At 60.7% G+C, this 22,320-nt stretch carries 21 protein-coding genes; 7 read left to right on the top strand and 14 right to left on the bottom strand.

Annotated elements, in window-relative coordinates:
• Positions 1-32: 32 nt before the first annotated feature.
• The 10 genes from ACC569_RS06920 to ACC569_RS06875 form a co-directional block, all read right to left on the bottom strand.
• Positions 33-908 carry a prephenate dehydrogenase gene (locus tag ACC569_RS06920; protein WP_372522775.1) on the bottom strand — a complete coding sequence of 292 codons (876 nt, stop codon included), beginning with the start codon at positions 906-908 and terminating at the stop codon, positions 33-35.
• A complete protein-coding gene (gene hisC / locus ACC569_RS06915) occupies positions 898-2,004 on the bottom strand; it encodes a histidinol-phosphate transaminase (RefSeq protein ID WP_372522774.1) in 1,107 nt (368 codons plus the stop codon). Before hisC ends, ACC569_RS06920 begins: the two co-directional genes overlap by 11 nt.
• A gap of 5 nt (positions 2,005-2,009) precedes the next feature.
• Positions 2,010-3,113, bottom strand: coding sequence for a prephenate dehydratase (pheA, locus tag ACC569_RS06910; RefSeq protein WP_372522773.1), 1,104 nt, complete (start codon positions 3,111-3,113; stop codon positions 2,010-2,012).
• A 4-nt stretch (positions 3,114-3,117) separates the two neighbouring features.
• Positions 3,118-4,281 carry a 3-phosphoglycerate dehydrogenase family protein gene (locus ACC569_RS06905; RefSeq protein WP_372522772.1) on the bottom strand — a complete coding sequence of 388 codons (1,164 nt, stop codon included), beginning with the start codon at positions 4,279-4,281 and terminating at the stop codon, positions 3,118-3,120.
• Positions 4,282-4,283: 2 nt separating this feature from the next.
• Complete coding sequence (gene serC / locus ACC569_RS06900) at positions 4,284-5,369, bottom strand: 3-phosphoserine/phosphohydroxythreonine transaminase (RefSeq protein WP_372522771.1); 1,086 nt, start codon at positions 5,367-5,369, stop codon at positions 4,284-4,286.
• A gap of 41 nt (positions 5,370-5,410) precedes the next feature.
• Positions 5,411-7,963: a DNA gyrase subunit A gene (gene gyrA, locus ACC569_RS06895; RefSeq protein ID WP_372522770.1), complete on the bottom strand. Its 2,553-nt coding sequence runs from the start codon at positions 7,961-7,963 to the stop codon at positions 5,411-5,413.
• Positions 7,964-8,154: 191 nt separating this feature from the next.
• Entirely contained in the window at positions 8,155-9,219 is a 1,065-nt protein-coding gene (mtnA, locus tag ACC569_RS06890) for an S-methyl-5-thioribose-1-phosphate isomerase (RefSeq protein WP_372522769.1), read from the bottom strand.
• A 492-nt stretch (positions 9,220-9,711) separates the two neighbouring features.
• Positions 9,712-10,554: a hypothetical protein gene (locus ACC569_RS06885; RefSeq protein ID WP_372522768.1), complete on the bottom strand. Its 843-nt coding sequence runs from the start codon at positions 10,552-10,554 to the stop codon at positions 9,712-9,714.
• A 560-nt stretch (positions 10,555-11,114) separates the two neighbouring features.
• Complete coding sequence (locus ACC569_RS06880; RefSeq protein WP_372522767.1) at positions 11,115-11,315, bottom strand: hypothetical protein; 201 nt, start codon at positions 11,313-11,315, stop codon at positions 11,115-11,117.
• A 23-nt stretch (positions 11,316-11,338) separates the two neighbouring features.
• A complete protein-coding gene (locus tag ACC569_RS06875; protein WP_372522766.1) occupies positions 11,339-11,650 on the bottom strand; it encodes a BrnT family toxin in 312 nt (103 codons plus the stop codon).
• A 195-nt stretch (positions 11,651-11,845) separates the two neighbouring features.
• Between ACC569_RS06875 and ACC569_RS06870 the strand changes: the two genes are divergently transcribed.
• The 5 genes from ACC569_RS06870 to ACC569_RS06850 all read left to right on the top strand — a co-directional run bounded on the left by ACC569_RS06870 (position 11,846) and on the right by ACC569_RS06850 (position 17,029).
• Positions 11,846-13,162 (top strand): TRZ/ATZ family hydrolase, encoded by a 1,317-nt coding sequence (locus ACC569_RS06870; protein ID WP_372522765.1) that lies wholly within the window; start codon positions 11,846-11,848, stop codon positions 13,160-13,162.
• A 165-nt stretch (positions 13,163-13,327) separates the two neighbouring features.
• Complete coding sequence (ubiG, locus tag ACC569_RS06865; protein WP_372522764.1) at positions 13,328-14,038, top strand: bifunctional 2-polyprenyl-6-hydroxyphenol methylase/3-demethylubiquinol 3-O-methyltransferase UbiG; 711 nt, start codon at positions 13,328-13,330, stop codon at positions 14,036-14,038.
• A 54-nt stretch (positions 14,039-14,092) separates the two neighbouring features.
• The gene (locus ACC569_RS06860) at positions 14,093-14,761 is read left to right on the top strand and encodes an HAD family hydrolase (RefSeq protein ID WP_372522763.1); all 669 of its coding nucleotides are present in this window, start codon (positions 14,093-14,095) and stop codon (positions 14,759-14,761) included.
• Positions 14,754-15,974 (top strand): DNA recombination protein RmuC, encoded by a 1,221-nt coding sequence (gene rmuC / locus ACC569_RS06855; RefSeq protein ID WP_372522762.1) that lies wholly within the window; start codon positions 14,754-14,756, stop codon positions 15,972-15,974. Before ACC569_RS06860 ends, rmuC begins: the two co-directional genes overlap by 8 nt.
• Before the next feature lie 59 nt (positions 15,975-16,033).
• A complete protein-coding gene (locus ACC569_RS06850) occupies positions 16,034-17,029 on the top strand; it encodes a diguanylate cyclase (RefSeq protein ID WP_372522761.1) in 996 nt (331 codons plus the stop codon).
• A 45-nt stretch (positions 17,030-17,074) separates the two neighbouring features.
• Here ACC569_RS06850 and ACC569_RS06845 read toward each other — a convergent pair whose 3' ends face one another.
• The gene (locus ACC569_RS06845) at positions 17,075-17,290 is read right to left on the bottom strand and encodes a hypothetical protein (RefSeq protein WP_372522760.1); all 216 of its coding nucleotides are present in this window, start codon (positions 17,288-17,290) and stop codon (positions 17,075-17,077) included.
• Positions 17,291-17,432: 142 nt separating this feature from the next.
• On the opposite strand from ACC569_RS06845, the gene ACC569_RS06840 reads away from it, so the two are divergent.
• On the top strand, positions 17,433-18,185 hold the full coding sequence (locus ACC569_RS06840) for a YciK family oxidoreductase (RefSeq protein ID WP_372522759.1): 753 nt from the start codon (positions 17,433-17,435) through the stop codon (positions 18,183-18,185).
• Positions 18,186-18,337: 152 nt separating this feature from the next.
• Positions 18,338-19,324 (top strand): GTP 3',8-cyclase MoaA, encoded by a 987-nt coding sequence (gene moaA / locus ACC569_RS06835; RefSeq protein WP_372522758.1) that lies wholly within the window; start codon positions 18,338-18,340, stop codon positions 19,322-19,324.
• A 192-nt stretch (positions 19,325-19,516) separates the two neighbouring features.
• On the opposite strand, the gene ACC569_RS06830 is transcribed toward moaA, so the two are convergent.
• The 3 genes from ACC569_RS06830 to ACC569_RS06820 form a co-directional block, all read right to left on the bottom strand.
• On the bottom strand, positions 19,517-20,026 hold the full coding sequence (locus ACC569_RS06830) for a sigma D regulator (protein ID WP_372522757.1): 510 nt from the start codon (positions 20,024-20,026) through the stop codon (positions 19,517-19,519).
• Between the two features lie 107 nt (positions 20,027-20,133).
• Positions 20,134-21,489: a signal recognition particle protein gene (gene ffh, locus ACC569_RS06825; RefSeq protein WP_372522755.1), complete on the bottom strand. Its 1,356-nt coding sequence runs from the start codon at positions 21,487-21,489 to the stop codon at positions 20,134-20,136.
• Positions 21,490-21,588: 99 nt separating this feature from the next.
• Positions 21,589-22,320 (bottom strand): MBL fold metallo-hydrolase (locus ACC569_RS06820; protein WP_372522754.1); only part of this gene is annotated, 732 nt, incomplete at its 5' end.

Raw genomic sequence — 22,320 nt, 5'->3', positions numbered from 1 at the left:
AAAAGAGGCAACGAGACGTCCCGGTATCCACACTAGGCCTGCACATCGAACTTCTTGTTCAATGCGGCACGCGTATGCCTGGCGCGCGTGAAGGTTTCGCACAACCACTTGCCATCGCCCTTCTCGATGGCTGTCGCCAGCGCGCCGAGATCGTCGTGGTACTGCCGCAGCGCCGCCAGCAGCGCGTCGCGGTTCGCCAGACAGATGTCGCGCCACATCACCGGGTCGCTGCCCGCGATGCGTGTGACGTCGCGGAAACCGCCCGCGGCGCATTCAAGAATCTCGCGATGATCGTCATGCCGCACCACCATGTCCATCAGGCAATAGGCCAGCATGTGCGGCAGGTGACTGCTCACCGCGAGGATGCGATCATGATCCACGGCAGAGCACATCGTCACCTCCGCGCCCGCCGCCTCCCACATGGCGCGCACGCTCGCCGTCGCGGCAGCGTCGGTCTCCGGTTCCGGCGACAGGATCACGCGCCGTCCCTGAAACAGATCCGCCTGCGATGCCGTCACGCCCGATTGCTCGGTGCCGGCCAGGGGATGTCCCGGCACGAAGCGCGCGAAGCGCTTGCCGAGCGCGCCGCGCGCCGCCGCAATCACGCTGCCTTTGACGCTGCCCACGTCGGTCACCACCGCCTGATCCGCCAGCGCCGGTCCGACCTCGCCGAGAATTTCCGCCATGCAGCTCACCGGCACCGCCAGCACCACCATATCGACATGGCGCACGGCGTCGGTCAGCGATACTTCCGCGCGATCGATCACGCCGAGCTCGACCGCCTGCTGCAGATTGCCAACGCTGCGGCCGTAGCCGACGATTTCATGTGCATAGCCCGCCACGCGCAGCGCGCGCGCCAGCGAACCGCCGATCATTCCGATGCCGACGATGCAGAGCTTATTGATCATGCATGATCTTCTTCAGCGCCGTGATGAAGCGCAGGTTTTCCTCGGGCAGGCCGATGGTAATGCGCAGATGATTCGGCATGCCGTAATTGGCCACCGGGCGCACGATCACGCCCGCGCGCAGCAGTCCCTCGTAAACTGGCGCGGCCGGGCGCCCGAAATCCACACACACGAAATTGCCGGCCGACGGAATGAATTTGAGCCCCAACGACTTGAATGCTCCGGCGAGCAACTGCATGCCCTCGCGATTGACCTGGGCGGCGCGCGCCACGTGCATCTCGTCACCCAGCGCCGCGGTGGCCGCGGCCAGCGCGGCGCTGTTCACGTTGAACGGCTGGCGCACGCGATTGAGCACGTCGGCCATCTCCGGGCTGGAGACAGCATAGCCCACGCGCAGCCCGGCCAGGCCGTAGACCTTGGAAAAAGTCCGCGTCGTGACCAGATGCGGATACTTGCCGACCCAGGCCACGCTGTTTGGATAATCCGCTTCGTTGACGTACTCGAAATACGCCTCGTCCACCGCCACCAGCACGTGCGCCGGCATTGACTGGATGAACGCCTCGAGCTCCCCGGCCCCGAGCCAGGTGCCGGTGGGATTGTTGGGGTTGGCGATGAATACCAGGCGCGTATGCGCGTTCACCGCGGCGCGCATGGCTGCAAGGTCATGGCCCCAGTTCTTGGCTTTGGTGATGACGGGTTTGGCGCCGACCGCGCGGGTCACGATGGGATAAACCGCGAAGGCATGCTCGGAGAACACGACTTCATTCTTCGGCTGCACGAAAGCGCGCGCCAGCAGTTCGAGGATGTCATTCGAACCGTTGCCGAGCGTGATGTTGCCGGGGAAAACACCGAGCTTGCGGGCCAGCGCCTGCTTCAGCGCGAAGCCGTTGCCGTCGGGATAACGGTGAATATCGCGCAACGCCTGGCGCGCCGCTTCCAGCGCGCGTGGGCTCGGACCGAGAGGATTCTCATTGCTCGCGAGCTTGATGGCGTTGGTGACGCCGTACTCGCGCTCGAGTTCCTCGATCGGTTTACCCGGTTGGTAGGGCGAGAGCCCCTGCACACCGGGAATCGCCAGGCGCAGGATATCCGCCGTCATGGCCGTCACAGCACCGCCCGCGGATAGGAACCGAGCCGCTTGAGGAACGCCGCTTCTTTCTCCAGTTCGGCCAGCGCCTTGGCCAACTTGCGGTCTTTCGCGTGACCATCGATGTCGATGAAGAACACATACTCCCACATGCTCTGACGCGACGGACGCGATTCGATGCGCGTCATGTTGATGCGGTTCTTGGCGAGCGGCGCGAGCAGCCGTTGCAGCGCGCCGGGCCGGTTGCGGCTGGACAACAGCAGGCTGGTCTTGTCGTTGCCGCTCGGCGCGGTCTCGAGCGTGCCGATCACGAGGAAGCGCGTGGTGTTGTCCGGACTGTCTTCGATATTGGAGGCAAACATCTTGAGGTCGTAAAGGCGCGCCGCTGAATCACCGGCGATCGCCATGGTACCGACATCCGCGGCCGCCATGCGTGCCGCCTCGGCGTTGCTCGCCACCGCCGCGCGCTCGACGCCGGGCAGGTTGGCGTCCAGCCACTCGCGGCACTGCGCCAGCGACTGCTGGTGCGAAACCACGCGCCGCGCGCCGGAAGGATTGTCGCCCTTGCCGAGCAGATGATGGTGGATGCGCAGCTCGACTTCGCCGCAAATCTTGAGCGGCGAGGTTATGAACATGTCGAGCGTGTGATTGATCACGCCCTCGGTGGAGTTCTCCACCGGCACCAGGCCGAACTGGGCGCTGCCGGATTCCACTTCGCGGAACACCTCGTCGATGGCCGCGAGCGGCGCGGTTTCGACGAAGTGGCCGAAGTGCTTGAGCGCCGCCTCCTGCGTGAACGTCCCCTCGGGTCCGAGAAACGCGACACGCAGGCGCGATTCGAGCGCGAGGCAGGCGGACATGATCTCGCGGAACAGCCGCGCGACGGCCTCCTCGGACAACGGGCCGTGGTGGCGCGCCAGCACGTTGCGCAACACCTCGGCCTCGCGCTCCGGGCGGTAGAAGTTGTTGCCGCCTTCCTGCTGCTTGGTTTCGGCGATTTCCTGTGCCAGTCGCGCGCGCTCGTTGATCAGCGCCTGGAGCCTGACGTCCAGCGCGTCAATTTTTTCGCGCAGGATTTTTATCTGCGCCCCGGCTCCGCCGTTTTTGCTTTTTTTGCCCATATCCTCAGATGATGCGCACCATCAGCACGCCCGCGATACCCGCCACCTTCTGACGCACATCTTCCGTTATCGGGCTGTCGAGGTCCACCACCGTGTACGCGTAATCGGCGCGCGAGCGGTTGACCATGTCATGGATATTGAGCTTGGCCTGCCCCAGGGTTTCGGAAATCAGGCCGAGCATGTTCGGTACGTTGGCATTGGCCACGACCAGGCGGTAGGCTGTTTCGCGCGCTGCCACCACGTCGGGAAAGTTCACGCTGTAGCGTATGTTGCCGTTGGTCAGGAAATCCTTCACCTGCTCCGCCACCATGATCGCGCAATTGTCCTCGGCCTCGGCGGTCGAGGCGCCCAGGTGCGGCAAGGTGATCACGCGCTCGTGGTTCTTGAGCAGGTTGCTCGGAAAGTCGCAGACGTAGCCGTACACCTTACCGGACTTGATCGCGGCGCTGACCGCGGCGTCGTCCACGATACCCTCGCGCGCGAAATTGAGGATGATGACGCCGTCCTTCATAAGCTTGAGGCGTTCGGCATTAATAAGATTCTTCGTCGACTCCATGAACGGCACGTGAAAGGTCACGAAGTCGGCGGCGCGCAGCGCCTCGTCCACGGTGTTCGCCTTCTTCACGTCAGACGACAACTGCCACGCGCCCTCGACGGTCAGGCCGGGGTCGAAGCCGATCACCTTCATGCCGAGCGCGAGGCCCATGTTGGCGACGTTGCGCCCGATGGCGCCGAGGCCGACGACCGCCAGAGTGCGGCCGGGTAGTTCAAAGCCCGCGAAATTCTTCTTGCCGGCTTCCACCGCCTTGCTGATCTCGGCGTCCGAACCGGAAAGCCCGCGCGAGAATTCCCACGCTGGGCCGATGCGACGGCAGGCCAGCAGCATGCCCGCCAGCACCAGCTCCTTCACCGCGTTGGCGTTGGCACCGGGCGCGTTGAACACCGGGATGCCCATCCGGGTCAGCTTCTCGACCGGGATGTTGTTCACGCCCGCGCCGGCGCGGCCGACGGCCTTGAGGCTCTTCGGGATTTCCATGTCGTGCATCTTGAAGGAACGCAGCAGGATCGCATCCGGCTCCTTCGTGTCGTTGGAGACCTGGAACTGTTCCTGCGGCAGGCGCGCCAACCCGAGCGGAGAGATGTTGTTGAGCGTTTGAATCTTGAACATTATTAACCTTGCTGCTTCATGAAATTCCGCATGTAGGCGATCAGCGCGTCCACGCCGGCCTCGGGCATGGCGTTGTAGATGCTCGCGCGCATGCCGCCGACCGAGCGGTGCCCCTTGAGCTGCACCAGGCCCGCCGCCTTCGTGCCCTTGAGGAAGGGTTCGTCGAGCGCCGCGTCCTTGAGCGTGAACGGCACGTTCATCCACGAGCGGCTGTGTTTTTCCACCGGGTTCTTGTAGAAGCCGCCGGTCGAATCGATATAGGCGTAAAGCTTCCCGGCCTTGTGCTGGTTGACCTCGCCCATGGCCTTGAGCCCGCCCTTTTTCAGCAGCATCTCGAACACCAGCCCGGCGATGTACCACGCGTAGGTCGGCGGCGTGTTGTACATCGAGCCGTTGTCGGCGTGAATCTTGTAATCGAACATCGAGGGTGTTCCGGGCAGCGCCTGACCGAGCAGGTCCTCGCGCACGATCACGATCGTCAGCCCCGCCGGGCCGATGTTTTTCTGCGCCCCGGCGTAGATCAAAGCAAATTTCGTCACGTCGACCGGACGCGACAGTATCGTCGAGGACATGTCCGCCACCAGCGGCACGCTTCCCGTCTGCGGCACAAAGCTGAATTCCACGCCACCAATGGTTTCGTTCGGCGTGTAGTGCACGTAGGCCGCGTCGGGGTCGAGCTTCCAGTCCTTCTGCGGCGGCGCGGTGGTGAAGTTGGTCGGCTCGGCGGTGGCGGCGACGTTCACGCCGCAGAATTTTTTCGCTTCCTTGATCGCCTTCTTCGACCACTCGCCGGTATTGATGTAATCGGCGGATTTTTTGCCGCGCAGCAGATTCATCGGCACCATGGCGAACTGCGCCGAGGCCCCGTCTTGCAGGAACAGCACCTTGTAGTTCGCCGGGATGTTCATGAGCGCACGCAGATCGGCCTCGGCTTTCTCCGCGATGGCGATGAACTCCTTGCCACGATGACTCATCTCCATCACCGACATGCCGCTGCTGTGCCAGTCGAGCAGTTCGTCTTGCGCCTGATGCAGCACTTCCTCCGGCAACACCGCCGGGCCCGCACTGAAATTGAATATTCGTGTCATGGGATCAATTCACCTTGTCATGCTTTGAATGATAAAAACGTTTACTCGTCTTCGGATTCCGCGACCCTCTCCAAACCGGCGAGATGCTCGCCCTCTTCGAGCCCGATCAGAGTGACGCCCTGGGTGTTGCGTCCGACGATGGAAATTTCCTTCACGCGCGTGCGGATCAATGTGCCGCCGCTGGTGATCAGCATCGCCTGATCGTCGTCGCCGACCACGCAGGCGCTGATGACGGCGCCATTGCGCTCGTTCACCTGGATCGAGATCACGCCCTGACCGCCGCGGCGGTGTTTCGGGTAATCCTCGAGCGGCGTGCGTTTGCCGTAGCCATTCTTCGTTGCCGTCAGCACCGTGGTGGCGCCGCTCACTGCGTCCGGGCAGGCGATGATCAGAGCGATGACCGACTGGTCCTTCTGCAACATGATGCCGCGCACGCCGCGCGCGGTGCGACCCATGGGCCGCACGTCTTCTTCGGCGAAACGCACCACCTTGCCGGTATCGCTGAACAGCAGGATGTTGCACTTGCCATTGGTCAGGCCGACACCGACCAGGCGGTTGCCCGCTTTGAGTTCGATGGCGCGGATGCCGTTGGAACGCGGACGGGTGAATTCCGTGAGTTCGGTCTTTTTCACCGTGCCGTCGGACGTGGCCATGAACACATAACCGCCCTGCGCGAAGTCCTTCACCGGCAGGATGGCGCTGACATGCTCGCCCTCGTCGAGCGACAGCAGGTTCACGATCGGCTTGCCGCGCGCGCCGCGCCCGGCCTGGGGAATCTCGTACACCTTCTTCCAGTACACCTTGCCCAGGCTGGTAAAGCACAGAATCGTGGCGTGGGTGCTGGCGATCAGCAGCTTGTCCACGAAATCCTCTTCCTTCATGCTGGTCGCGGTCTTGCCGCGGCCGCCGCGGCGCTGCGCGCGGTAGGCGGTCAGCGGCTGGGACTTGATATAGCCGGCGTGCGACATGGTCACGACCACGTCCTCGTCGGCGATCAAATCCTCCATCGACAGGCTCACGCGGCTCTGCACGATCTCGGTGCGGCGCTTGTCGCCGTACTGGTCGCGGATCGCGATCAGTTCGTCGCGGATCACCTTCATCAGGCGTCCGGGGTTTCCGAGAATATCGAGCAGGTCGGCGATGGTCTTGAGGATATCGCCGTATTCGCTGCGCAGCTTCTCCTGCTCGAGGCCGGTGAGGCGGTGCAACCGCAGATCGAGAATCGCCTGCGCCTGCACTTCCGTCAGGCGATAGCCCTTCGCGGTCAACCCGTAAATCTTTTCCAGTCCTTCCGGCCGCGTCAGGTCGGCGGCGCCCGCCGCCAGCATCTTGGTCACGAGCTTCGCCGGCCAGGTGCGCGCGAGCATTTTCACGCGCGCGTCGTCCGGGTCCTTGGCCGCCTTGATCAGTGCGATCATCTCGTCGATGCTCTCGAGCGCAACCGCCAGGCCTTCGAGGACATGCGCGCGGTCGCGCGACTTGCGCAGATCGTAGATCGAGCGCCGCGTGACGACTTCGCGCCGATGGCGCAGGAAGGCTTCGAGCAGTTCCTTGAGATTGAGCAGGCGCGGCTGGCCGTTGACCAGCGCCACCGTGTTGATGCCGAACACACTCTGCATCGCGGTGTGTTCGTAAAGATTGTTGAGAATCACGTCGCTGACCGCGCCGCGCTTGAGATCGATCACCATGCGCATGCCGGACTTGTCCGACTCATCGCGCAGCTCGGCGATGTCCTCGATCTTGCCTTCCTGCACCAGTTCGGCGATGCGTTCGAGCAGCAGCGCTTTGTTCACCTGGTACGGCAATTCGGTGACGACAATAGACTGGCGCCCGCGCTTCTCCTCGGTCTCGATCGTCACCCGCGCGCGCACGTATACCCGCCCGCGCCCGGTGCGATAGGCCTCGTGAATGCCGTCGACGCCGGTGATGATCCCCGCGGTCGGAAAATCCGGGCCGGGGATATGCTTCATCAGCCCGTCGATCGTGATGTTCTCGTCGTCGATGAGCGCGAGACAGGCGCTGATAACCTCATTCAGGTTGTGCGGCGGGATGTTGGTCGCCATGCCGACCGCGATGCCCGAGGAACCGTTGATCAGCAGGTTCGGCAGCTTGGTCGGCATCACCAGCGGCTCGTGCTCGCTGCCGTCGTAGTTCGGGCCGTAGTCGACCGTTTCCTTGTCGAGGTCGGCGAGCATCTCTTGCGCGATGCGCGCCATGCGGATTTCGGTGTAACGCATCGCCGCCGGGGCGTCGCCGTCCACCGAGCCGAAGTTGCCCTGGCCGTCGATCAGCATGTAGCGCAGCGAGAAGTCCTGCGCCATGCGCACGATGGTGTCGTACACCGCCGTGTCGCCGTGGGGGTGGTATTTACCGATGACGTCACCGACCACGCGCGCGGATTTCTTGTAGGGCTTGTTCCAGTCGTTGTTGAGCACGTGCATGGCGTACAGGACGCGCCGGTGCACCGGCTTCAGGCCGTCGCGCACGTCCGGCAGCGCCCGGCCCACGATCACGCTCATGGCGTAATCGAGGTAGGAGCGTTTCATCTCGTCTTCGAGATTGACCGGAATGGTTTCTTTGGCGAATTGTTCCATGTCGAAATCAGTTAACCGATCACGGTTAACTTATTGATAAATAACTTATAAGTAATTGTTTTTCTGCCTGATCCGGAACCGGTGGAAGCGCGGAATTCTAGCACGCCTACCCCCCTATCTGCACTTAAAAACCGGGGGCTTGGACGGCGCGAGAGACGGTAAAAACCAGCTTAAATCAGGCTTGTTTAGCGCTACTTTTTCATCATCGCGACCATCTTGTCGCGGGTGGGGTTCGTGACCACGCCTTTTTCAGTCACGATGGCGTCAATCAGCTCCGCCGGAGTGATATCGAAGGCTGGATTCCAGGCCTTGGCGCCCTCGGGCGAGGTGCGCGTGCCGCCGTAATTCAACACCTCCGACTCGGCGCGGGTCTCGATGGGGATGCCGTTGCCGTCCGGGGTGGACAGATCCACGGTGCTGGTGGGCGCCACCACCATGAACTTCACCTTATGGTAGCGCGCGGCCACCGCCGTCATATAAGTACCAATCTTGTTGGCGGTATCGCCATTAGCCGCGATGCGGTCGGCGCCGACGATGACCCATTTCACCTTGCCCTGCTTCATTAAATAGGTCGCGGCGCTGTCGGCCAGCAACGTCACCGGGATGCCCTCCTGCACCAGCTCCCACGCCGTCAGGCGCGCGCCCTGGAGCCAGGGGCGGGTCTCATCAGCGTACACGTCCTTGATCCGCTTCGCAGCGTAACCGGAACGCACCACACCCAGGGCCGTACCGTAGCCGCCGGTCGCGAGCGCGCCAGTGTTGCAGTGCGTCAGCACCCCGCTGCCCGGATCGATCAACGCCGCGCCCAGTTCACCCATGTGCCGGTTGGCAGCGATGTCCTCGGCGTGGATGCGTTGCGCTTCCGCCAACAGCCGCGGCACCGGATCGCCCGCAATGCCGGCATGGATGAGGCCGCGCATATGCTCCACCGCCCAGCGCAGATTCACCGCCGTCGGACGCGCTTCAGCCAGGAGATTCAAATCCGCCTGAATCGCCTTCTGCCAGCCGCCGGGGTTCTCCTTATAACGGTCCCGCGCCGCCAGCACCACGGCATAGGCCGCGGTCACGCCGATCGCCGGCGCCCCGCGTACCACCATGTCCGTGATCGCCTTGGCGCTTTCCGGGAGATGATCGAGATATAAATGTTCGAATTTGCCGGGGAGGATGCGCTGGTCGATGAGCTTGAGCCGGCCGTTTTCCCATTCGACGGCGCGGATTTTGTCGTAAGCGATGGCGTTCATGGGGGTGGCGGGCATGGGCAGGAGTATACCGTATCGTAATCTCCGCGGAAGCGGGACAAAAACGTTGCTGTCATTCCCGCGAAGACGGCCCTAATCTTCGCCGTCATCTCCGCGAAAGCGGAGATCCAGGTTTTGAATGTCTCGCGCGCTTTGCGCGCGATCTCAAAAGCTAATTGCGGGTGGCTCCGCCCCTGTACCCTGGGTGACTCTTCTTTGCTTGTCCAAAGAAAAGTCACCAAAAGAAACGACACCCCGGAGCGCACGCCGGCTTCGCCGGTCCCCTCCGTTCCTCGCCCCACCGGGCGCTCGCCAACTCGCCGGGCGCATACTACGCGCCTCGGGCTCAAACACGGGCTCGCTTGAATACTCCCGGCGGGGCGGCGGTACTCGGCGTGCGCTACGGGGTGGGTTAGCAAAACCTTCTCAATGCTCAGCATACATTGATAGGAAGCAAAATTATTTTGCCCGGAAGAATTTATTGAGCCTGGCCACTTTAATTTTCCGCTCCTAATTGTCTGGTTCTCGGGTCACAATTGTGCTTCTTATTCTCTGAATTTGCCGTTCCTGCGCAGCAACAAGTTCTTCAACACTTACACCTTTCGCCGTTTCTTCTGTTGGATATACGATGTTCTCGCGACGATGAATCTTATAGAAATACCAAAGTATTGCATTGAAGTAAGTCCTGAATTGCAAATGTGTCTGCCGAATCGTATCGCCTAAATTGGCTTTGAACCACGGACAGTTTCGAAGAAACTTGGCATCAATAATACCATTACGATGGGCTATCACATTCCGCACTTCCGACAGTTCAAGAAGCACTTTTTTCACGCCCTCATCTACAGGGCCTCCTAAACCTATCGCATTGAAAACTGCTTCGTATCTACCTACACCTGCTTTTAGTGGAACGTTAAGATCGCTGATGAGAAGATTAAACAACAGCTCTGCACGTCTAGCAGATGAGGATTGCAGAAACTCAACTAGAGGGCCCTGTAACTTTCGGATAATCGGCATCTCTCCAATGCTTTGGTTATTTTCAATCAAGCGCAGGACGAAATCTTCTACAAAGATCTCAAGTATCGAGTAGAGTCGAAGTGCAGCAAAGCCAAATAGATAAGGAAAACCTTGCTCGAATTGCCGTTGTGCAAACTGTTGATTACTCTGTACAACAGATGAGAGTTCGGAGGAATCCTTCAGTTGCTTTTGTTCAGTAGTGGAGACGAATTTTTCTAATTCTGGCCTAAACTGCACGAAAGAGATGCCGGCCATGCGCACATCTACGAATCCTGTCAGATCATAAAGAGCGCTGATAGCACGCCCGAATGGAGAATTCTCCTTGTTAGTACTTGTCATTGTCATATCACAATAAACCGCGTTCAAGGGGGCAGTGTACTTGAAAGCATGAGGTCGCTTTAGTTTTCAATTATTTCGATTCCTCGATTCCGATCTGGGTTTGACACGCTCGTAATATTTGCTGCGTTCAAGCTTCTTGAAGTCAGAACGCTTGTACTCCGCTCGAAGCTTATCAGGGGCAGGTTTAACCTTCTTCATACAAGTAAATCGCCGCTGAAGACGGCTCGACCAGTCAGTCTACTTCAAGCTGCGGCTAATATGGCTTTTCGGACAGATTGGGGCAGGGATACCGGAACAAAGAAACTCTCAGGGTACAAATAGTCTTCTCCGGACTCGTTAACAATGCGGATTTGATCATGCTTTGCAGCCGCGGAATCAGGAATGGCGACATATATTTTTCTTTTCTCAAGCGACGCGGCATAGCCTTTGTTCCGCACGCAAATAACCAGATGCCTTGGCGATGTATGTGATCTTGTCATAGCGTTTCACGCTTGTGTCATGCTGCCACGCCGTAACACCCTATTTCGCCAATTGCGGTGCTGTCGGAACGCGAAGGATGGTTATTTCACCGTCTTGATGATCTCAATTTCCTTCTTGAGCAGATCATTGACGAGGTCGGAGAGTTCCATCCCATTGGCATCAGCCTTAGCAGCAAGGAAGGTCTCTATCTTCTTGTCGAGATAGACCGGCAGCCGGAAGACTGCATTGGGGCTATGGAATTTCCCCCGAACACCCTTGCTGAAATCGTATCGTCGCTTCATGGCATCATCTGATTATCAAGTTGTTAATGTGGTGCATCCTCGTAATCGCGGATTTCCTGAGTATCCGCCTTGCGCGTCGAAATAATCCGAATCCGGACTTGGGTGGTGGTAATCGTCTCATACGTATGGACGACAACCAAATATTGTCCATTTTCAGCTCGACCCAACGTGGCCCAACGTTCCTCGTTCTCGCTGTGCTCACCGTCATAAATAGTCAATGCCAGCGGATCCCGAAATACACTGGTAGCCAATTGAAAGCCCACCTTGTGCTTGGATAGATTGGTTCCTGCTTTCTTTTCGTCCCATTCAAAATGATAGACGATTTTGGTGGTCACGCGCCGCTATCCTGATCGACATTTAGCTTCCGCACCGAATAAGGCGTCGGCAATAATTGCTGCTTTCCCGGTTTATGCCGGTGCTTTCGAATCGCTGATAGCATTCAGGCATCGTCGCAAAGCAAATAATACTCGTCAAGAATTGCTTAATTAATACGGTATACTCCCCTCGCCCAACGCCCGAAATAACAACCCATGCAAACCATCGACACCTTAATAAACGCCCGCTGGGTGATACCCGTCGAGCCCGACGGGCAGACGCTGGACCACCACAGCATCGCCGTCCACGGCGGAAAAATCGTCGAAGTTCTGCCCACGGCGAATGCCGCGAAGAAATATCGCGCGACGGAGACCATCGACCTGCCGCAACATGCCCTGATCCCGGGCCTCGTCAACGCGCACACACATTCTGCGATGAGCCTGTTCCGCGGTCTCGCGGACGATCTGCCGCTCATGGATTGGCTCAACCATCACATCTGGCCGGCGGAGGCGAAGTGGGTCAGCCCCGATTTCGTGCGCGACGGCACCGAGCTCGCTATCGCCGAGATGCTGAAGAGCGGCACTACCTGCTTCAGCGACATGTATTTCTTCCCCGACGTCACGGCGCGTGTGTGTCACGACGCCGGCATGCGCGCCTGCATCGGTCTGATCATGATCGATTTCCCGAGCGCCTGGGCGCAGAACGCGGATGAATATCTGCACAAGGGGTTGAAGCTGCACGATGAGCTGCGCAACAGCGAACTCGTCAGCACCGCCTTCGCGCCGCACGCGCCGTACACGGTCTCGGACACGCCGTTCGAGAAAATCCGCATGTACGCCGATGAGCTGGACATTCCGGTTCACATGCACGTGCACGAAACCGCGCACGAAGTCGAGGCCGGCATGAAACAACACGGCATGCGGCCGCTGGCACGGCTCGTGAATCTCGGCCTGGTCGGGCCGCGACTGATCGCGGTGCACATGACCCAACTGATACCGGCGGAAATCGAATTGCTGGCGCAGGCCAACGTCAGCGTCGTCCACTGTCCGGAATCGAATCTCAAACTCGCGAGCGGCTTCTGCCCGGTGCAGGCGCTGGTGAAGGCCGGCGTGAACGTGGCGCTCGGCACCGACGGCGCGGCGAGCAACAACAGTCTCGACATGCTGGAAGAGATGCACCTCGCCGCCCTGCTCGCCAAGGGCGTGAGCGGCGACGCCACCGCGATCCCGGCACGCATGGCACTGCGCATGGCGACGCTGAACGGCGCCAAGGCGCTGGGGATCGAGGCACGCACCGGTTCGCTGACGGCGGGCAAGGCGGCCGACATGACGGCGATCGACCTGTCCACCCTCAGCAGCCAGCCGGTTTACGACCCGGTATCGCAGGTCGTCTATGCCACCACGCGCGAACAGGTCACGGACGTGTGGGTGAACGGCAAACGCCTGCTGGCCGATCACCACCTGACCACGCTGGACGAAGTGGCCCTGTGGGACAAAGCACAGGCGTGGCGTGATAAGATACAGGCCGAATAGACAGGATTAACAGATGGTGAGATCGCGCATAAAGCGCGCGATACCATTTAAAGCTCTGGATCTCCGCCTCCGCGGGGATGACATTTGGATTCCCGCTGAAGCTTGCCCTCGAATGGGGTAATTGGGGGCGGGAATAACAGCATCTCAATTTAGCGTTGTGACCCGATGGCCCAAACCTCACAAAACGTCGACCCGGACGAGATCGCCAAATTCGCGCAGCTCGCGGCGCGCTGGTGGGACCCGCATAGCGAGTTCAAGCCGCTGCACGAGATCAACCCGCTGCGCCTCAACTATATTAATGATCGCGTCGGGCTTAAGGACAAGACCGTGCTCGACATCGGCTGCGGCGGCGGCATCCTCGCCGAGAGCATGGCCGCGCATGGCGCCCGCGTGACGGGCATCGATCTGGGCGAGGCGCCGCTCGCGGTGGCCAAGCTGCATCTCAAGGAATCGGGACTCAAGGTCGATTACCGCTACATCAGCGCCGAGGACCTCGCGCGCGAACAACCCGAAGCCTTCGACGTCGTGACCTGCATGGAGATGCTCGAGCACGTGCCCGACCCGGCCTCGACCATCGCCGCCTGCGCCAAGCTGGTCAAACCCGGCGGTCAGGTGTTCTTCTCCACCATCAACCGCAATCCCAAGTCGTGGCTGTTCGCGATTGTGGGAGCGGAATACGTTTTGAATCTTCTCCCGAAGGGCACGCACGAGTACCTGAAATTCATCATGCCCTCGGAGCTCGAAGGCTGGGCGCGGCACGCGGGCCTGACCATGCGCGAGCTGATCGGCATGCATTACAACCCGCTAACGCGCGCCTACCGGCTGGGACGTGGCGTGGACGTGAACTACATCGCCTACACCACGCGCGGTGAGTAGAAAACCCCCTCACCCTACCCTCTCCTCCTTTCAGGGGGAGAGGGAGTAATGAACATGACTCATAAGATTCGCACGGTGTTGTTCGACCTCGACGGCACGCTGGCAGACACCGCGCCGGATCTGGCGCAGGCGTTGAACACGCTGCTGGTCGAGCAAGGCAAGCAGGCGCTGCCCTACGAAACCATCCGTCCCGAGGTGTCGCACGGCGCGACGGCGCTGATCAAGCTCGGCTTTGGTGTGGAACCCGGCGACGCCGGTTTCGACCGGCTGCGCGAACGGTTTCTCGCGCTCTATTCCGCCGATCTCTGCCGGCACACGAAACCCTTCACCGGCATCGAATCGCTGCTGCAGTTGTTGCAGAAGCAAGGCATCAACTGGGGCATCGTCACCAACAAGCCGGCGTTCCTGACCGATCCGCTGGTGGCGGGACTCAATCTCTCGCCCGCGCCGGCGTGCGTGGTGAGCGGCGACACCGTCGCCAACCGCAAGCCGCATCCCGAACCCATGCTGCTGGCCTGCACGCAGGCGGGCAGCCAGCCGCGCGAATGCCTGTACGTGGGCGACGCCGAGCGCGACATCCAGGCCGGCCGACACGCCGGCATGAAGACGCTGGTGGCGCTGTTCGGGTACATTAGCAAGAATGAAACACCGCAGAACTGGGGCGCCGACGGCATGATCCACACTCCGCTCGAAATTCTCGACTGGCTGACAGGCAATGTCTAACGCCGTCACACTTATTATCGTCGGCACCGTCATACTGCTGGCGGGTGCGCTCGGTTGGTTTGTCGCGCACCTGCGCACGCAGAAGCGCGTGACGGAACTCGCCACCACGCTCGAACTGGAGCGCAAGGCGGCGCAGGAAAAACTCGCCGGACTCGAGCAGACCTTTGTCGCCCTCTCCCACCGCGCGCTGAAGGAAAACAACACCGCGTTCCTGCAGCTCGCGCAGGAATCCTTGAAGCAATTCCACGTGCAGGCCAAGGGCGACCTCGAGCTGAAGGAGAAAGCGGTCGAGAACCTGATCAAGCCGGTGCGCGAGGCGCTGGAGAAGACCGAGCAGCAGATTCGCCTGATGGAAAACGAACGCAAGCAGGCGTACGGCTCGCTCACCAAGCATCTCGAAACCATGACCCAGACCCAGCAACTGCTGCAAGGCGAGACGCGCAATCTGGTGCAGGCGCTGCGCCGCCCGGAAGTGCGCGGTCAGTGGGGCGAGCTGACGCTCAAGCGCATGGCGGAACTGGCCGGGATGGTGGAGTACTGCGATTTCTTCGAGCAGGAACAGACGAGCACCGAGGACGGCCGGTTGCGCCCCGACATGATCGTGCGCATGCCCGGCGGGCGCGAGATCGTGGTGGACGTGAAGACGCCACTCGATGCTTATTTAAGTGCTGTTGAGGCGACCGACCTCGAAGTGCGCAAAAAGTTTCTTGAGCACCATGCGCGCAAGGTGCGTGAGCGTGTCAAGGAACTCGCGGCCAAGGCCTACTGGGATCAGTTCAAGAACGCGCCTGACTTTGTGGTACTGTTTATTCCGGGCGAGCAGTTCCTCGGTGCCGCGCTGGATATAGACCGCGACCTCTTTGAAGATGCCCTGCGGCAGAAGATTATTCTTTCCACTCCCACCAATTTCATCGCTTTGCTTCGTACCGTCGCCTACGGCTGGCGGCAGGAAAGCCTCACGGCCAATGCCGAGCACATCCGCGACGTCGGCGAGGAACTCTACGCGCGGCTCGCCACCTTCAGCGAACACCTCATGAAACTCGGGCGCAGCCTGAACGGCGCGGTGGCCGATTACAACAAGACCGTCGGCTCCTACGAGGCCAAGCTGCTGCCCGGCGCGCGCAAGTTTTCCGAAATGGGCGTGGGTGGAGACAAGGCGCTGGATGAGCCCGAGCGAATCGACAAGGCGGTGCGTGACGTGCAGCAAGGCTAGACTTCGCGCAAGGATGGATCGGTCCGCGGCGTGCTATATTTTGGCTGACGCCGCCATTGATGATGACACTGACCACGCGACATAACGTGATACCCGAACAGGCCAAGAATACGGACGAACAGCCGCTGCTGTTGCTGGTGGAAGACTCCCCGACGACCACGGCGCTGCTGTCGAAATATTTCGGCGGCAATTTCCGCCTGTTGCACGCCAGCGACGGGGTGGAAGCCTGGGAGATACTCGCGAAAAATCCGGAAATCGCGCTCGTCATCACCGACATCAACATGCCAAACATGACGGGACATCAGCTGCTGGTGAAGATCCGCAAAAACGATGACGGTCACTACAAGAATCTCCCGGTGATTGTCATGACCACCTTCGAAGACAACACGGACCGCAACCTCGCGTTTCTGAACGGCGCGAACGATTTCATCACCAAGCCGATCGACGAGATGGAGTTGCTGGCGCGCGTGAACGTGCACTACCGGCTGGCGCAAACCATTCGCGAGCTCGAAGCCAGCAAGATGGCACTGGCGGAACTGGCGACCACCGATCCGCTGACCCGGATCAGGAACCGGCGCGCCTTTTTCGAAAACGGCGCCAAGGCGCTGGCACTGGCGCGGCGTTACGTATCGGACCTGTCCGTGATCTTGATCGACATCGATCATTTCAAGAAAATCAACGATAGCCATGGACATCAGGCCGGCGACGAGGCGCTCGTCATGGTCGCGCATATCCTGACGGAACTGACCCGCGGCGTGGACACGGTGGCGCGCATCGGCGGAGAGGAATTCGCCATCCTGCTGCCGGATACCAACCGTCTGGGCACGGCGGTGCTGGCGGAACGCATCCGCGCGTCCATCGAGCGGGAGCAGTTCATCGTCGGCGACAAGATCGTGCCCATCACCGTCAGTATCGGCATCGCCTCGTTTGGCGTGGACCCCGGGGACGGTATCGACCAGCTGCTGGGAGTGGCGGACAACCGTCTCTATATGGCCAAGAACAACGGGCGCAACCGCATCTGCGTCAACGACGAAGGCAAATCAACGTTCGCCTGAGTCGACCGCCTAGCCGCCGGTTCCGAGACGATCGGGCACTGGGAATTACTTCTTCAGCTTATCCCTGACCGGCTTGGTGGCGTCGTGGATCGCTTCCTTGGTGTCCTCGATCATCTCGCCGGTGCGTTCCTTGACGCGCTCGGTGATGTCGGGCTTGGCGGCGAACGGATTGCTGAGCAGCGGCACGTCCTTGCCGAAGTTGATACCCAGCGGAAAGGAAACGATCAGACCCAGCACCAAACCGATAAAGAATTTCTTCATGACGCCCTCTCTGTTTTGATCCTGGCGACATCATAATAAGTAATGCCGTTCCTGGCCACTGCGCGGCGGCGCCGCTTGCGTTACAATCCGCGGGCCGTGCCACCGCGACGGCACATAACCACCGGAATCTCCCTGTCCATCCATGCCGCGTTACATCCCCGCACCTGACCTGCTCGCCGCGCGCCACATTCTCGTCACCGGTGCCGGCGATGGCATCGGACGCGCGGCGGCACTGGCTTTCGCGGCGCACGGGGCGAGCGTGATCCTGCTGGGCCGCACCGCCTCCAAGCTGGAAAAGGTATACGACGAAATCGAAAAGCGCGGCGGGCCACAGGCGGCGATTCTGCCGCTGGACCTCGCCCAGGCTACGCCGTCACATTACGAACAGGTGGCGCAGACCATCGAAAAGGAATTCGGCCGTCTCGACGGACTGCTGCACAACGCCGCCGACGCCGGCACGCTGACGCCGATGGAACTCTATGAGCCGGACATGTGGTATCGCGTGATGCAGGTGAACCTGCACGCCGCCTGGTTGCTCACGTGCGCCTGTCTGCCGTTGCTGCGGAAAGCCGGGGATGCCTCGATTGTTTTCACCACCGCCGACGTCGGCCGTGAAGGGCGCGCCTACCGCGGCGCCTACGGCGTGTCGTGTTTCGGCCTCGAAGGACTGATGCAGATCCTGGCCGCCGAACTCTCCTCCGGGGAAAATCTCCGCGCCAACAGCCTGAATCCCGGCGCGGTGCGCACCGGCATGCGCGCCCGCGCCTATCCCGGCGAAAATCCCCGGACCCTGCCCACGCCGGAGGACATCATGCCCGCCTATCTCTATCTGTTCGGACCCGACAGCCGCGACGTGAACGGCCGGGCGTTGAACGCCGACGATTTTCTGAAATAGCGTCTCCTGATACTGTTTGCGCCCGTCACCGGCGGAAAAAACCTGGGTGGACATGATGGCATTCGGGAAAACGGGGCGATGCGCGCCGGATCAATCCCACACTGTTTCCGTGGTGTACAGCGCCGCCGGGTGCTCTTATAGTAATACGCAACATGGAACCCAGACTGATCGACCCCTTCAACCGGACAATTGAATACGTCCGCCTGTCTGTCACCGATCGTTGCGATCTGCGTTGCGTGTATTGCCTGCCGGCGGACTATCGGGATTTTGCCGAACCGGAACACTGGCTCACATTCGACGAGATCGAGCGCGCGATACGCGCCTTCACCGAACTCGGCGTGCGCCGCGTGCGCCTCACCGGCGGCGAACCGCTGACGCGCCACCATCTGCCCGATCTGGTCGCGCGACTGCACGCGCTGCCGCATCTGGAGGATCTGTCCCTCAGCACCAACGCCGTGCAACTGAAAAAACACGCGCAGGCCCTGTTTCAGTCCGGCGTGCAGCGCATCAACGTCAGCCTCGATTCGCTCAAGCCCGAACGCTTCACCGCCATCACCCGCGGCGGAAAACTGAACAAGGTGCTGGATGGGCTGGCGGCCGCGCGCCAAACCGGCATGCGTCCGATCAAGATCAACATGGTGGTGATGAAGGACGTCAACGACGGCGAAATCGAGGACATGGTGCAATTCTGCATCGAGCAGGACTTCACGCTGCGGCTGATCGAGACCATGCCCATGGGCGACACTGGCCGCTCCGCCAGCAATCATTACATGAGTCTCGAAGTTGTCCGCCGCCGGCTGGCGGAACGATTCGAACTGGTGCCGACAGTCATGCCCGGCGGCGGTCCCGCGCGTTACGTGAGCGTGGCCGGCACGAATCTGCGCATCGGTTTCATCACGCCGATCTCGCAGCACTTCTGCGCCGGCTGCAACCGTGTGCGCCTGTCCGCGGATGGCGCACTTTATCTCTGCCTCGGCCAGGAAGACAAGATGGAATTGCGTCCGTTGCTACGACGGGGAATCGGCGATGAGGAATTGAAAAACGCGATCCGGACGGCGATCGCGCGCAAACCGGAAAAACACGATTTTCGCGAACAGCCTCAGAAAATCGTCCGGTTCATGTCACTGACCGGTGGCTAGAGGGCCCTAAGTCCTTCGTCTCGCCGTTCGGCCTGAGCTTGTCGAAGACCGAACGGCGAGCTCAGGACAAACTTCTCGAAAGGTGAACGGGAAACACCATGAATGTTGGGCGATTCGTCCGTTCATGGTTCGACAGGTCTGTTCTGAGTGAAATCGAAGGGCTCACCACGAACGGGCTTAATAAAAAATTTCCTACGAGGAGCGGCGACTCTCGATCAGGTGCTTGATCATCCTGTCTTCGAGTTCAATGCGCGAGGCAAGTTTTTCGCCGAGCCGTGACAGGTCGTCGGCAAACGACAGGCCGATCTCGCAGTGATCGCCGCAATCGTATTTGTCGTTGAAATCCAGCGCCGCCTCGGTGGAGTTGGCGATCTGCGGATAAAGATTTTCGGCCAGGGTGGACACCTGCTGCCGGCGTTCGGTGCCGTTGACGATACGCTCGTAGAGACTGAAATGGCCGGCGGCGATGTAATCCACCAGCACCTGGCAGAACTTCTGAAGCATTTCCTGCGAAGGCTTGGTGCGTGAATTCTTGCCGTTCTTGCTGTTCTTGTAGGGTTCGAGCCCGGCCATCTGGCAGTACAGTGCCAGCATCTCGGTCCGCTCGGTAATCAGTTTCTGCACCGTCTCCTGGGTGACGGCGCGGCGTTCCGCGATTCTGGCTCGATGCTGTGTCGTTTGTTTCTGATGTTCCGTTGTCATGGTCCCGTTTCCCGTGTCCCCTCGTGAGGGCGAAACTATACGCCCTCGGCACCGGTTTGTTAACTCCGTCAACTCAAACAAAAATACGCGGCGTCATCCGGCGAATATCATCCGGGAAGACCGGGTAATCGGCCCTTGACATCGCGTAACATCCGCTGCAACCCTCCCTTGCCCATGCGCTTCATCATCTTCTGCATCTGATCGAATTGCTTGAGCAGGCGGTTCACGTCCTGCACCTGCGTACCCGAACCGGTGGCGATACGCCGCTTGCGCGAACCGCGGATGATGTCGGGAAAACGCCGCTCCTGCGGTGTCATGGAGTTGATGATCGCGACCAGTTGCTTCACTTGCTTGTCGCCCAGCTGCGCCTTGGCCGCCTCCGGCACCTCGCCCATGCCCGGCAGCTTGCCCATCAGGTTCGCGAGCCCGCCCATCTTTTCCATCTGCGCCATCTGGTCGCGGAAATCCTCGAGATCGAATCCCTTGCCCTTCGCCAGCTTGTGGGCGAATTCCTGGGCCTTTTCCTTGTCCGCGGTCCGGGTCGCTTCTTCCACCAAGCCGAGCACGTCGCCCATGCCGAGGATGCGCGCCGCCACGCGTTCCGGATGAAACGCCTCGAGCGCGCCGGTCTTCTCGCCCACGCCCAGGAACTTGATCGGCTTGCCGGTTATCTGGCGGATCGACAAGGCCGCGCCACCGCGCGCGTCGCCGTCGGTCTTGGTCAGAATGACGCCGGTAAGCGGCAAGGCTTCGTTGAACGCCTTGGCGGTGTTCACGGCATCCTGGCCGGTCATGCTGTCGACCACGAACAGCGTCTCCACCGGCTGGATCGCCGCATGCACCGCGCGGATCTCCTGCATCATGACTTCATCGACGTGCAAACGCCCGGCGGTGTCGAGAATCAGTACGTCCTTGAGCCGCTTGCGTGCCTCTTCCACGGCCTGGCGCGCGATGTCCACCGGCCTCTGGTCGGAGCGGCTCGGAAAAAATTCCGCGCCGATCGTAGCGGCAAGTTTCTGCAACTGGTCGATCGCCGCCGGACGGTAAATATCGGCGCTCGCCACCATGACGGATTTTTTCTCGCGCTCGTGCAGGAAGCGGGCGAGTTTGGCGACGGTCGTGGTCTTGCCGGAACCTTGCAGTCCCGCCACCAGAATCACGGCAGGCGGACGCACCGCCAGATTCAGCTGCTCGTTCGCCACGCCCATGAGCGCGACCAGCTCGTCGTTGACCACCTTGACCAGCGCCTGCCCCGGCGTGAGGCTCGTCAGCACCTCCTGCCCCGCGGCCTTGATGCGTACGTGCTCGACGAAATCCTTCACCACCGGCAGCGCCACGTCGGCCTCGAGCAGTGCCATGCGCACCTCGCGCAATGCCTCGCGCATGTTCTCTTCGGTGAGCCGGCCCTCGCCGCGCAGACGCTTGAGGGTGGCTTGGAGTCGTTGGCTTAGATTATCGAACATAAAAAATGAATATTATCTCAACCGCCAAGGACGCCAAGATTTTTAAGAATTAACCCATTCCTAACTTGGCGTTCTTGGCGTCCTTGGTGGTTCAATATCCTAAACTTCAAACACCTTACCACGTTCGAGACGCTGCGGCGTATTGTGCGGGATATGCCGCGCGATTTCGCGCATGATGTCATCCTCGCGGCCCGGCATCAAATGCGTGATATGCACCTGGGAACCCGGTTTCAATTTTTTTAATTCGTCCGCCAGCAGGGAAGGACACAGATGTTTGGAAATCCGGCTGAGTTCCTCGTCGGCGTCCAAAAAGCTGGTTTCGATGATCACATGCCGGAGATCGCCGGTCGCGTTCAACACCTTCCAGAATTCTTCCGTCGTCGTGGTGTCGCCGCTGAAAGCGAGGCTCCCTCGGGTATCGCTCAACAGGTAACCCACCGCCGGGACCGCGTGAGTGACCGGGATGCTGCGCACGCGCCGCTGATTCAGCGTCATCTCGCCACCCGCTGGAAGGGCATGATACGTCATGAACGGCGCTTCGGGAGTCGGGATGCGGCTGAAGTCCGGCCAGAGCTCGCCGTTGAAAAGATGTGCGCGCAACGTGGCCAGCGTTGCCTCCTGCGCGTGAACCCGCACTGGTTGAGCGCGATCCGCGCCCACGGTGTCCAGCATGAACGGCAGCATGGTCACGTGATCGAGATGCGAATGGGTCAGAAACACGTGGTCGATGGCGCGCATTTCCTCCAGCGTGAGATCGCCGACGCCGGTGCCCGCATCGATGAGGATGTCATGATCCACCAGAATCGACGTCGTGCGCGCCTGCGCGCCGAT

The organism is Sulfuricaulis sp. (assembly GCF_041499725.1).
GTDB lineage: Bacteria > Pseudomonadota > Gammaproteobacteria > Acidiferrobacterales > Sulfurifustaceae > Sulfuricaulis.
Note: the sequence above shows the minus strand (reverse complement) of the source record. Positions and strands in the feature narration are given on the sequence as shown.